The organism is Caballeronia cordobensis (assembly GCF_001544575.2).
Taxonomy (GTDB): Bacteria; Pseudomonadota; Gammaproteobacteria; order Burkholderiales; family Burkholderiaceae; genus Caballeronia; species Caballeronia cordobensis.
Window position 1 is genome coordinate 458,235 of the sequence record NZ_FCNY02000004.1, and the last position, 13,111, is coordinate 471,345.

Consider the following 13,111-nt stretch of genomic DNA (forward strand, 5'->3'; position numbering starts at 1 on the left):
AGGTTTGCTCGGCGACGACAGATCCCCGGGAGCGAGCGTAACGGCTCGCGATGATATCGATGACAGCTTCGACCACGGACGGCTTGCTGAAAATCGCATCGAGCAAAGCACGCAGACCGCCTTTCGGACGCGGTTTGCGTTTTCCAATCGCCCAATAAGGCGCAACCTTAGAGTATACCAGTGTTTGTTGCGACGCAGCAGGTTTTTCAAAAGTTTTCCGTTTGCGTTGGTTGCAAGAGACTGATCGGAAATGTTCATGTTTCGTCTAGTCTCGCGCGTGGAACGCGCGCAAGGCGTGGGGCATGCCTGGTAACGCATCTGGTACCGCCTTCAAGAGCGTACTAAGCAGCGGCGGGCGCAATCGTTCTGGCGTGGGCGGCGCTGCAACGTCTCTGAGTTTCATAGTGGGGGCGACACCCGCCAGCTTCAAGCGAAGAATGCGTTTGAGATCGCCGAGGTGGGCTTCGACGTTGCCGCTGCGTTCGAAAGGACGAGAAGGTTGTGGCGTCGGCGTTACCGTGCTCGGGTGATCGTGCTCGGCGTCGCTCGCGTCCGGCGCATGAGCAACGGGGACGACGTGCCCTGCATCGAGCGCTGCCACGAAGTCCTGTGCCCACGCACCAGCGTGAACCCGCGGCTTCAGCTCGTCGCGATGCTGGATCGTGATGGAGCCGCGGTCATCGGAAATGCGATAGCGCCGAAGTCCATCGCGACTGACAAAAGATTGCCCGCTGAGCTTAGCAATCGCATCTTCGGTGCGCTGCGAGCGAAGGCGTTGTTGCTGCTCGCGTTCGAGCGCACTGCGTTGGCTTCGCAGGCGATAGGCGAAATCGACCGGGGCGTGCAAAAGCGTTCGGAGATAGCTGATTGGGTGTTTCGCGCGGCTCAGATGCGTCCAACTCGCTTCGACAACGTCGGACAGCAGTTTGCCGTGAAGCTTGGCTTCGCGCATGAGTTTGAAAATCAGAAATTCACGGAAGCCCAGAGGCAACAGACGCTTGAGGTCGGCGGGGAGGCGTCCTGGTTGTCTCTTTTGAGTTTCAGGGATTAGATCCTTATATATAGCGCCGTCTGCCACCGTGACAGACGGATGGGCGCAAGAAATGGGCGTTGCCGTCTGATTCGCGTCTTCCTGCGAAGCGGCGGGCGTGCTCTCGATGGCGCCTTGAGACTCGATGAGACCGAGCAGCGCGGCGGCCTTCGGCGTCAGATGGAGATACGCGCGTCCGAACAAGCCTGCCTGACCATAGCGAGTCTGAGGCGGCCGGGTGATAAATCCGGCAGCTTCGAGATCGTCCAGACCGCGATAGAACGTGCGCATCGATTGCTGGGCGCGACCGGTAAGCAATTCGCGACGGGCGAAAATCGGAGCGTAGGGGCGAGCCGCATCGACGGTGCGAGCCAAGGCGGCAAGCAACGCACGAGCGCGCGCGGGCAGGGCGGAGGTGTGGGTCGCGCGATGGGCAGCGCGAAAAATCACCCACGGAAGATTCGACCGATCACAGGCATATTCATCGAGCGCCTGCTGATCGTCGTCGGTAGAGGGCGCTTCGGAAGTTTGAGGGCGAAAAACCGCCTCGCCTGCAACGGAATGTTGCGCGATACGCATGTCAAGTACGTCCATTTCGAGAAATGGAAGACAAACGCTTGACTGCCGATCGCGTTCCGCTAAACTTCGAGATGTGTACTCGTGACCCGATTGGCGTCGGGAAGCGGAACGGGCGATAAGCAGTTAAGCCCGATATTCAAAAGCCTTCGGTTGGCGCCGAAGGCTTTTGTCTTTGTGCAGCGTGTTCGTTACATAGCGTTCCTGGCAGTGACGTTAAGACAAGTCATTGATTTCAAAAGAAGTTCTACTAGATACTCCAATCAACCACTTACTGATGTTTGTTAAGTTGTTGATTTAAAAGAAAAACCTACTAGAGTCTCAGTCTTGCTCCGCCTCGCTCAACGTTTTGTTGATGAAGTCGGCGATCCTCTGGCCCCACTGCTCCGCATCCGTTGCATCCTTTTCGAAGAAACGGACACCCACTACGCCGTTTCGAGTCGATATCTCACAGACCTTTCTTCTTCCCGACCGAACGACAGTTGCGCTTGGCGCCGCAACTTTCGGCTTCTCGGCTGCCAGAGCAACAGCCCTGTCTTGCGTGAAGTTTTCGTCGTCGATCAGCCGACGAACCGCTTCGATCACCTTCTCCGACTTTCCTGCTTCCGTAAGTGCGGCCAGCTTTTGTGCCGCGTTGCTTCCCAGACGCTCCGGTCGTTCTGCGAGCGCGATCTTGGCGGCCTCCGGTAATGCGTCGAACGAGAAGATCCGCGTGACGTGACTCTTGCTCAGTCCGGCGCTTTCAGAGATCTCGCTTCGCGAAAGACCGCTCAGTTCTTGTAGTCGCTTGAAGTTCCAATACTTCTCGAAGTCCGTGAGCGACGGCGAAAGCAAGTTCGAAAAGAACGCCGCGAATTCGATCTCGCCTTCCTCTATCGACGCCACATTCGCCCGAATCGTCGTTCGCCCAAGTTCACGATAAGCAGCCACACGGTTATGTCCGGCGACGATCTCATAGCGCCCTTCCGAAAGCCCACGTACGAGAATCGGCGTGGCAAGGGCGTGCTGGGCGAGATTGCTCTTCAATTCCTGAAACTGCTCGGCAGTCAGCTTTCGGCGCCGGCCGTTCACTTCCACGAGCGCGTCGAGTGGCACTTCGAGCGCCGCGCGTTCCTCAAGCTGAGATTCGAGTTCTTTGATGCGCGCCTGAGCGGTGTTGATGCGATGCTGCGCATCCATCAGCCGTCCCGGTGACGTGCGCGGTTCGGTATTCACCGGACGCGCCTGTGCAGACTCGCTTGGCTTGCTACCGATGTTCGCTGTCTTGGCGAGGAGTCTGTCCCCGATGCCCATTTACGCCTCCGTCTGATTCCACGCGCGTACGAACTGCGCGTCGAGGTGTTCGGCGAGCCGGTCGAGCGGCTCTTTGAATCGGTTGTATGCGGCCGTGCTGCCGTCCGGTTTCGACAAGTCGTAGACCGTCGACAATTGCGCGGACGCGCCCTTCGGTACGGTCGACTCCGGAATCTCGAACGGCAGTACGCGGTCGCCATACGCTTTCTGAAGCCAGCCGCGCACGACGCGCGAGACGTCATCCGACTTGGCTTTGGTCATGATCACGTTGACGAAATCGAAGCGCTTCTGCTCGAGCACGCCCGGCAGCTTCTTCGCGATATCGGCGAAAAGGTGCCAGAACTGCGTCGAGCTGGCGAAGTCGAGCGCCTCGGGCGGGCAGGGCAGCAAGATCGCATCCGACGCGAGCAGCGCGTTGATGGTCAGATAGCTCAGCGCCGGAGGCGTGTCGATGACGATCGCGTCGTATTCGTCCGTGAGCGGCATCAGGCCTTTGCGGACGATCTCCCAGAATTCGAAGGTGCTGTCGTTCAACACCTTCGCGGGAATCTCGAACTCGGCGTCGAAGAGCGACGACGACGCCGGAATGAGGTCGAGGTTGTGCCAGTACGTTTCCTGCACCGCGTAGTGCAGCGTCGTCTGATCGCCGTAAATCAGCGGGAGAAGCGTCTGGTCGTCGGAAATTTCGGCGTCGGGCGCCCATCCGCAGAGCTGCGTGGTCGTGCCTTGCGGATCGCAGTCGATGACGAGCACTCGGCGTCCGAGCAGCGTCAACGCTTGCGCGGCGGAGACGGCGGTGGTCGTCTTGGCCACGCCGCCCTTGAAGTTCGCGATGGTCACGATCCGGCCGCGTTTGCCTTCCGGCCGACGCATGCGCTCTTTCGTCGATCGAATCCAGACGAGCGCCTCCTCCAGCGTGAACTCCTTGCTGCGGCCTGCGCCTTTCGAGGTTCCCGCCGGCAAATCGCCTTTGGTCGTCAGATACTGGAACCGCTGCTTGTCGATGCCGCAAAGCGAGGCGACCTGCGCGCTGGTAAACCTCGGCGCGCTCTTGCGCGGGTACGGCTCCAGCATTGCATCGCGGATCTGATTGAGGATGTCAGTGGCTTGGGCGGCCACTCCCAAGAGCGTTTCGATCGAAACGGATTGATCGACTTCGGGAAGCCGAGCGCTTAGCATGGAATTCGCAGTCACTGGCGGGCCTGGGTAAGCAGAAAATTATTCGGTTTGTGGAAAACAAGTTGCAAACCGAAGAATAAACGGCGAACCGGTAAACCTCAAGTAAACTCTGAAGTACTTGAGCGCCCCTGCCGGGCATTTTTACAACGCTTTTCGTTCGTGTAAACGCGAAACTACGTCGGGTCCGTGATTTTCCGAGTCATCGAAGCACTTCGAATCAGGGTTTCGACACCGAGAAAACGGCCCGCGTCCTCACTTTTGAGATAGAGCGACGTGGTCGATAGGTCGGCATGACCCAGTCCGGCACTGACTTCGCGCAAGTCGGCCCCGTGCCCGAGTGCGTGGGTAGAGTGCGTGTGACGCAGCCAGTGCGTGCTAGCGCGTTTCAGGTGACGGCCGCCGCCAGGCGTCCGCGATTCCACAAGCGCAGCCGCGTTGGCGAAAACGTTCTTGAAGATTTTGCCGACGCCGTCGGGCGTTACCGGCTGACCGCCGCGCGCCTGAGCCAGAATCGGCGTGCCTTCCGCGCAGTCCAGCGGAGCCGGAAGGCCGCGCAACTTGAGGTTTTCGCAAAGCGCCTCGACGACCGCTGGCGGCAACAGCACCGTGCGCGCCGATCCGCGCCCCTGACCAACCGCGAGACGCCAGACCGGGCGGTCGATGCCGGACAGCCGCCCGACGCTGAGCGCGCAGGTGGTCGCAGCGGCGAGTTCGGCGCGCCGCAGGCCCGTCGCGTAGGCCAGGACGAGCGCCAATCTGTCGCGGTGCTCGGCGAACGAATAGTCCGCTCGCTCGACCGACCGAAGCACGACCGACCACTGTTCAACGTCGAGTGTCCGTGTCACCGAATCGAACACGGGCGGGGCCGCGACACGCGAAAGTCCCGCGAACGGGTTAACTCCGAGATAGCCTGCTTCGACCAGCCATTCACACAGCGCGCTCAATATAGAACGCGCCGTTTCCCGGCTCCGATCAGACAGCGGACCGGCAAACGGTCGCCAGCTCGGGAGGCATCGCTCGCCGCGCTGAGCCGCGACCCAGCGCTGCCGCGGAGTCGGATCCGCGAGAAATGCGTTGATGTACTCGCCGCAATCTCCGTCATCCAGCGATGAAAGCGGCTTGCCTTTCTCCACCAAGGCCCACAGCAACAGCCGCTCGGCCTCCCGCCGATACGCACGTCGCGTGTGAACACTGCTCGACCGCGCATCGAGCCAGGCAAAAATAGCGCGAATATCGGTTGAGAACGCCACCTCTGCGTTCCGGCGATTCGACCCTTTGGAGCCATCGAGCGCGGCGGGAACGCGCAGCGCTTCGAGCGGCGCGATGGCGAGCGCCACGCTTTTCTCGATCGGCTGCGTGTGTGATGTCGATAAATCCTCGGCTCGCCATTGCCGCCTCGGCAACAAGGCGCGCTGCGATAGCGCGTGTCCGAGCGCCTGACCGTGCAGTTGCAGCCAACCGACGATCCGTTGCGCGCCCTTCGGCCCGAGCCGCGGCACGGCCGTGTGCCAGCGATGCCCGCGCCGTTCGATCAATTCGACGACATCCGCGAGCGTCGTCAGTCCGGCCGATGCGAGCCGCGCCGTGACGGCCGGCTCGAACCAGCCGTCGACCGGGTGATCCGGGCGAGGGTCCTGGGCGAGCGACGCCTCCATCCGCGCAAGCGCCTCGGCCTGCCGGCGGCGCAGCCGCGCATTGCGCGTGGCGCGGCGGTCAAGCGCCGGAGAACTTTGCGGCGGATACGCCTCCTCGTACAGCGCGAGCAGTTCGGACTCGCCGTAGACGCCGTCCGGATCGATGTTTTCGCGGAAGTCGTCGAGCGTGGGCGCTGCCGCGGCCGGCGGCGGATCGAAAAGGGGAATGCTGCCCGGACGAAGCCGCAGCAGGTGCGCGGCCTCCGTATCGCGGGCGCGCCGGGCAAGGACCGAGAGCGTGTCGCGCAAGGCGTCGATCAGGCGTCGCGTCGTGCGGACGTCCGCGCTGGCATCGCCATACGATGTATGCAACTGCGTCTCCGACACCCCGTCGAGATAGCCGCGATACAGCGCGAAATGCTGACGCGTGAGGCGGCCAGGGCCGCGCAATGACGGATTCGCGAGATTCGCGTCGCTCGAACGACTTGCGGGCGCTTCCATTTATCCTTTCTTATCAACGATTTGCGGCAAGGTTATCAACCACCTTCGAATTTAACAAGAAAAATCGCTACATCTGATAAGTCTAATTATCAGCATGAAGCGTCGTCTCTGAAGCGCAGATTGCAGGCGCGCTTGAATGTTCATGCGGCCCGGCGCATATTTTCAGCACGCCCACCGCCCGCACTCCGCAGGAGAAACGAGCCGATGCTTGATCCTGTACGCCCCGCTTCGAAACCGCCCGAGCAGGACGACGCGTTCCGCCCGAGCCTCCCGGAGGTGTACGCGTCGGTGCATGTGCCATCGGGCGGCCGATGGATCCGCCGCTTCCTCGCGTTCGCAGGTCCGGGCTACATGATCTCCGTCGGTTACATGGACCCCGGCAACTGGGCGACCGATCTCGCCGGCGGTTCGCGCTTCGGCTATACGCTGCTCGCCGTTATCCTGCTGTCGAACCTGATGGCGATCCTGCTTCAGGCGCTCGCCGTCCGGCTGGGCGTTGCCACAGGCCGCGACCTTGCCCAGGCGTGCCGCGATCATTACTCGAAGCCCGTCAACTTTGCGCTCTGGCTCGCGTGCGAGACAGCGATCATCGCATGTGATCTGGCGGAGGTGATCGGTACCGCCATCGCGCTGAACCTGCTTTTCGGCATTCCGCTGATCGCGGGCGCGCTGCTGACCGCGCTCGACGCGTTCCTTCTTCTGTTGCTGATGAACAAGGGCTTCAGATTGCTCGAAGCCTTCGTCATTACGCTGCTGATCGTGATCGCGGGCTGCTTCACCTTGCAGATCGTCGCCGCCGCACCGCCTTTCGCCGACGTGTTGCGCGGCTTCGTGCCGTCGCCGCGCATCGTCGCCGACCGCGAGATGCTCTATGTGGCGATCGGCATTCTCGGCGCGACGGTCATGCCGCACAACCTCTATCTGCATTCGTCGGTCGTGCAGACACGCGCGTACGGAAAATCGGACGCGGCCCGGCGCGACGCGATCCGCTGGGCGACCATCGACAGCACGATCGCGCTGACCCTCGCGCTTTTCATCAACGCGGCGATCCTGATCGTCGCCGCCGCTGTGTTCCATGCGAGCGGGCACGAAGACGTCGCGGAGATCGGCGATGCGTTCCGGCTGCTGTCGCCCTTGCTGGGTTTAAGCATCGCATCGACGCTCTTCGCGGTCGCTTTGCTCGCGTCGGGTCTGAACTCAACCGTCACCGCCACACTGGCCGGCCAGATCGTGATGGAAGGATTCTTGCGCCTGCGCATTCCGAACTGGGCGCGGCGGCTGATCACGCGCGCGATCGCGATCGTGCCCGTGATCGTCGTGACCGCGATTTACGGCGAGAAGGGCACTGCGCAACTGCTCGTGCTGAGTCAGGTGATTCTGTCGATGCAACTGCCATTCGCGGTGATTCCGCTGGTGCGCTTCGTGTCCGATCGTCGCAAGATGGGCGTTTTCGTGATCTCGCGATGGACGGCCGCGCTGGCGTGGCTGGTCGCGGGCGTCATCGTCGTGCTGAATGTGAAACTGCTCGCCGACACGCTGCTGTCGTGAGCGCGTGGCACGCGCCGTATGAAAACAACTCGCTCTATATATATGAGGAGACGCAAACAATGAGCGGCAAGTTCATCGACATCACGCTTCGCGATGGCGCAGCGCTTTCGGCCTACGTGACGCAGCCCGCGCAAGGCTCCGGCCCCGGCATCGTGTTGCTGCACGATACGGCGGGCCTCGACGACTTCGTCATGCGCACCGCCGATCTGTACGCCGAAGAAGGTTATGTCGTGCTCGCGCCGCGGCTTCCATCGCACGACCCGAAACCCGGCGGCGTCGCGGCGGAAAATTTCGCCGCGCTCGTCGATAGCCTGCGTGCGTTGCCGCAGCAGGCCGGCAAGATCGGCGTAATCGGTTTCGGCCACGGCGGGCAACTCGCGACGCGCATCGCGAGCCAGGCGGACGTCGATTGCGCCGCCTGCTATTGCGCCGGCGACTTCCACGCTCTGCTCGACGATATCCCGACGATCCGCTGCCCAATGGTCTTCCATTTTTCCGGCGACGGCGCGCACGATCCGCGCGACATCGAATCCGCGCTCGCAGGCAAGCCGCACATCGAGCGATACGTCTATCCGGACACGAAGAACGGTTTCATCGTTCCGGAAAGCGCGCACTACGACAAACCCGCCGCGCTGATGGCCTACTCACGCACGCTTTCGATGCTGCGCAAGGTGCTCGGCCCGCTCTTCGATCTGAACCGGTTGTGGGAGCAGCACTGCTACTTCGAATTCGGCACGCGCGATGTCGACGCCGTCATGCCGACGATGGTCGGCGAGCCGTACGTCAATCACGTCCCGACGATGACGGGCGGCGTCGGTCACGATCAGCTCAAGCGCTTCTATCGCTATCACTTCGTCCATTCGAATCCTGCCGATACCAGGCTGATTCCCGTGTCGCGCACGATCGGCTCGGACCGCGTCGTCGACGAATTCGTTTTCTGCGCGACGCACGACCGCGAGATCGACTGGCTGTTGCCGGGGCTCGCGCCGACCGGGAAATACTTCGAAGTGCCGATGCTCGCCGTCATCCGTTTTCGCGGCGACAAGCTCTACAACGAACATATCTACTGGGACCAGGCTTCGGTGCTGGTGCAGATCGGCGTGTTGAATCCGGAAGGCCTGCCCGTCGCGGGACGGCAAACCGCGCGCAAGCTGATCGACGAGACCTTGCCGAGCAACGAGCTCATGCCGAACTGGGCGTCGAGCGCAGGCAAGCCGATTTGAGATGCGGGTCCACCTTCCCTGGGCGCTGGAAGCGGTAAGCCGTTGCATACTGTCATCACATTAAAAAAGAAAGCCGGAGACAAAGATGACCGCAGCGCCGCAGTGCCCTTTTCACGATCACGCTCCGAACGGCTGCCCGGTGAGTCCGCGCGCAGCCGAGTTCGACCCTTTCGGCGACGGATACCAGCAAGACCCGCCTGAATACGTGCGCTGGGCGCGCGAACAGGAGCCCGTGTTCTGGAGCCCGAAACTGGGTTACTGGATCGTCACGCGCTACGACGACATCAAGGCGATCTTCCGCGACAACATCACGTTCAGTCCGTCGATCGCGCTGGAGAAAATCACGCCGACCGGCCCCGAGGCGAACGCGGTGCTCGCGTCCTACGGCTTCGCGCTCAACCGCACGCTCGTCAACGAGGACGAGCCCGCGCACATGCCGCGCCGCCGCGCGTTGATGGACCCGTTCACGCCCGAGGCGCTCGCGCAGCACGAACCGATGGTGCGCGCGCTCGCACGCGAGTATGTCGATCGCTTCATCGACGATGGCCGCGCCGATCTCGTCGATCAGATGCTGTGGGAAGTGCCGCTCACCGTCGCGCTGCATTTTCTCGGCGTGCCCGAGGAAGACATGGACACGCTGCGCGAATACTCGATCGCGCACACGGTCAACACGTGGGGGCGGCCGAAACCCGAAGAGCAGGTCGAAGTCGCGCACGCGGTCGGCAAGTTCTGGCAATTCGCGGGCAAGGTGCTCGACAAGATGCGCGAAGACCCGTCCGGCCCCGGCTGGATGCAGTACGGCATTCGCAAGCAGAAGGAACTGCCCGACGTCGTGACCGACTCGTATCTGCATTCGATGATGATGGCGGGCATCGTCGCCGCGCACGAGACAACGGCGAACGCCACCGCGAACGCGCTCAAGCTGTTGCTGCAACATCCCGACGCCTGGCGCGACATCTGCGAAGACCCGAGCCTGATTCCGAACGCGGTCGAGGAATGTCTGCGCCACAACGGTTCGGTCGCGGCGTGGCGCCGGCTCGCGACAAAGGATGTGACGATCGGCGGCATCGAGATCGCGGCCGGTTCGAAGCTGTTGATCGTCACGTCGTCGGCGAATCACGATCAGCATCAGTTCGCCGATGCCGATCTCTTCGATATCCGCCGCGAAAACGCCAGCGATCAGCTGACCTTCGGCTACGGCGCGCATCAGTGCATGGGCAAGAACCTCGCGCGCATGGAGATGCAGGTTTTCCTCGACGAACTCACGCGCCGCCTGCCGCACATGCGGCTCGCCGAGCAGCGTTTCACGTATGTGCCGAACACGTCGTTTCGCGGGCCGGAGCATCTTTACGTCGAGTGGGACCCGGCGATGAATCCCGAACGCGCGAATCCGTCCGTGCGTGAGGCGCGCGCGGTGGTGCGCATCGGCGAGCCGTCGTCGCACGCGGTGAGCCGCGCGGTGATCGTCGATTCGGTCGATGCCAGCGCGGATCGCATCGTGCGCGTGCGGCTCGTGTCGGCGGACGGCCGCGATCTGCCGCGCTGGACGGCGGGCTCGCATATCGACGTCGTGTGCGGCGAAACCGGACTGTCGCGTCAGTATTCGCTGTGCGGCGATCCCGACGACCGCCGCGCCTTCGAAATCGCCGTGCTGCGCGAGACCGACAGCCGCGGCGGCTCCGCGTGGGTGCACGACAACGTGAAGCCGGGCGCGCACTGGCGCATTCGCGGGCCGCGCAATCACTTCCGGCTCGATGAAACCGCGAAAAAGCTGGTGCTGATCGCGGGCGGCATCGGCATCACGCCGATCAGCGCGATGGCGCGGCGCGCGCGCACGCTCGGCATCGACTACGAGGTGCATTACAGCGGACGCTCGCGCGCGTCGATGACGCTCGTCGACGAGATGCGCGCGCTGCACGGCGAGCGCCTCGTTCTCCATGTGTCGGAAGAGGGCGCACGCAACGATTTCACCACGCTCGCCGTGGACGCCCGGACGCAGGTCTACGCCTGCGGCCCCGCGCGCATGCTCGATGCGCTTGCCGACGCGAGCGCGTCCTGGCCCGAGGACGCGCTGAAGATCGAGCACTTCGAATCGAAACTCGCCACGCTGGATGCGGAAAAGGAACACGCGTTCGAAGTCGAGTTGAAGGATTCGGGACTCGTGCTCGCCGTGCCAGCCGATCAGACGCTTCTCACGACGCTCAGGCGCGCCAACGTCGATGTGCAAAGCGATTGCGAAGAAGGATTGTGCGGTTCGTGCGAAGTGCGCGTGCTCGAAGGAGAGATCGATCATCGCGACGTGGTGCTGACGAAGGGAGAGCGTCAAGCCAACAACCGGATGATGTCGTGCTGCTCGCGCGCAAAAGGCAAGAGACTCGTTTTAGCGCTTTGATTGATTAACGGCAGTCGAGCGGCTTTCGTTCCATGGGCGAAACCGCTCTTTTCCGGCAATGACATTTTGTCGCAGCACTGCCCGATCGATTAATTGCGTCGGGCTTCATCACGTCGTCACACGCCAAAGCTAACGCGGTGAAAAAACCGATAATGGTTAAAGACAGATTGGTTATACGCAGTAGTTAATTCGCGTATATGGAATGACGCCTGTCGGAATATTGTTATCCGGCAGCGGATACGTCCTTGTCCACGACGCGCGCAACCCCCCGCGCCGGGCGGGAATTTGTATTACGGACTTACCCGTATTTGGTCAATTGATCATACAACCTGCGCAATTTTCCTCGTCATATAGGATGATTATTGAACGCGTGTTCGAGCATTGATGCAATTTTCGGCACGTCCGTTGCGGTACCTTTTGCGGAAACTAGGGTTTTCACCTACTAATATGAAAATTTTTTGCACATCTTTTCCGTTTAGAATTATTACTAATTTGATGCGTCGCACAAGCACGCACGACCGTAAAACTTCCAATATGCCCTGGTGCCCTGACTGCGCGTTCTCACGCGCGGTGGAATCGCTTCTGCGCGATTTGCGGCGGCCAGGCGAAAGAGAAGGCCGGTGCTTAACCTGAGAGCTTCTATTAAAGGCCCATTTAAATGGACCACGTAATTGGCAACATATTCGCCGCATCCCGTTCGGGATATTTTCTGCGGAGCGAACCTTGTCTCACGGACGAGGTCATCTCATAGCCGGCGCGACGCTTTTCGTGGTCGCGCGCTTATGCATCGACGGTCGGACATCGCTCCGAATTCGACGATGCGCACCAATCCGCCCGGGTTCTCATCGAACTCACCGAGTCCATTCGCAATGGATGCCTTTTCCATGCCGCGCGAGTCTCATCGGGACGGAAACCCAGCTCACGCTTTCGCTGTTTGACGAGGATAGAAAATGACTGACGTAGTGATCGTATCGGCCGCGCGTACGGCGGTAGGCAAATTCGGCGGTTCGCTCGCGAAGATCGCGGCGCCGGACCTGGGTGCGACGATTATCAAGGCCGCGCTGGAGCGCGCGGGCGTGAAGCCGGATCAGGTGAGCGAAGTCATCATGGGTCAGGTGCTGGCCGCAGGCTCGGGTCAGAACCCGGCGCGCCAGTCGCTGATCAAGGCCGGTTTGCCCGACATGGTGCCCGGCATGACGATCAACAAGGTCTGCGGCTCGGGCCTGAAGGCGGTGATGCTGGCCGCGAACGCGATCATCGCGGGCGATGCGGATATCGTCGTCGCGGGCGGTCAGGAAAACATGAGCGCCGCGCCGCACGTGCTGCCGGGCTCGCGCGACGGCTTCCGCATGGGCGACGCCAAACTCATCGACACGATGATCGTCGACGGCCTGTGGGACGTCTATAACAACTATCACATGGGCACGACGGCGGAAAACGTCGCGAAGGAATTCGGCATCACGCGCGAGCAGCAGGATGCGTTTGCGGCGCTGTCGCAGAACAAGGCCGAGGCCGCGCAAAAGGCGGGCCGCTTTAACGACGAAATCGTGCCGGTCGCGATTCCGCAGCGCAAGGGCGACCCGATCCAGTTCGCCACCGACGAATTCGTGCGTCACGGCGTGACGGCCGAAGCGCTCGCGGGCCTGAAGCCGGCATTCTCGAAGGAAGGCACGGTGACGGCGGCGAACGCATCGGGCATCAACGACGGCGCGGCGGCGGTCGTGGTGATGTCGGC

8 protein-coding genes are annotated in these 13,111 nt (G+C 61.9%); 4 read left to right on the plus strand and 4 right to left on the minus strand.

Annotated elements, in window-relative coordinates; genetic code table 11:
• Positions 1-265 precede the first annotated feature (265 nt).
• The 4 genes from AWB70_RS10775 to AWB70_RS10790 all read right to left on the minus strand — a co-directional run bounded on the left by AWB70_RS10775 (position 266) and on the right by AWB70_RS10790 (position 6,021).
• Entirely contained in the window at positions 266-1,609 is a 1,344-nt protein-coding gene (locus AWB70_RS10775) for a replication protein O (RefSeq protein ID WP_235024201.1), read from the minus strand.
• A gap of 318 nt (positions 1,610-1,927) precedes the next feature.
• Positions 1,928-2,899: a ParB/RepB/Spo0J family partition protein gene (locus AWB70_RS10780; RefSeq protein ID WP_053571743.1), complete on the minus strand. Its 972-nt coding sequence runs from the start codon at positions 2,897-2,899 to the stop codon at positions 1,928-1,930.
• Positions 2,900-4,078, minus strand: a complete 1,179-nt coding sequence (locus AWB70_RS10785) for a ParA family protein (protein WP_053571742.1) — start codon at positions 4,076-4,078, stop codon at positions 2,900-2,902.
• Between the two features lie 173 nt (positions 4,079-4,251).
• A complete protein-coding gene (locus AWB70_RS10790) occupies positions 4,252-6,021 on the minus strand; it encodes a site-specific integrase (RefSeq protein WP_235024202.1) in 1,770 nt (589 codons plus the stop codon).
• A gap of 396 nt (positions 6,022-6,417) precedes the next feature.
• Between AWB70_RS10790 and AWB70_RS10795 the strand changes: the two genes are divergently transcribed.
• From AWB70_RS10795 to AWB70_RS10810, 4 genes are all read left to right on the plus strand, one after another.
• Positions 6,418-7,761, plus strand: a complete 1,344-nt coding sequence (locus AWB70_RS10795; protein ID WP_053571740.1) for an Nramp family divalent metal transporter — start codon at positions 6,418-6,420, stop codon at positions 7,759-7,761.
• A gap of 59 nt (positions 7,762-7,820) precedes the next feature.
• Positions 7,821-8,984, plus strand: a complete 1,164-nt coding sequence (locus AWB70_RS10800; protein ID WP_053571739.1) for an alpha/beta fold hydrolase — start codon at positions 7,821-7,823, stop codon at positions 8,982-8,984.
• 85 nt (positions 8,985-9,069) lie between these two features.
• Entirely contained in the window at positions 9,070-11,376 is a 2,307-nt protein-coding gene (locus AWB70_RS10805; RefSeq protein ID WP_053571738.1) for a cytochrome P450/oxidoreductase, read from the plus strand.
• Positions 11,377-12,326: 950 nt separating this feature from the next.
• Positions 12,327-13,111: acetyl-CoA C-acyltransferase (locus tag AWB70_RS10810; RefSeq protein WP_060854083.1), on the plus strand; the 785-nt coding region annotated here is incomplete at its 3' end.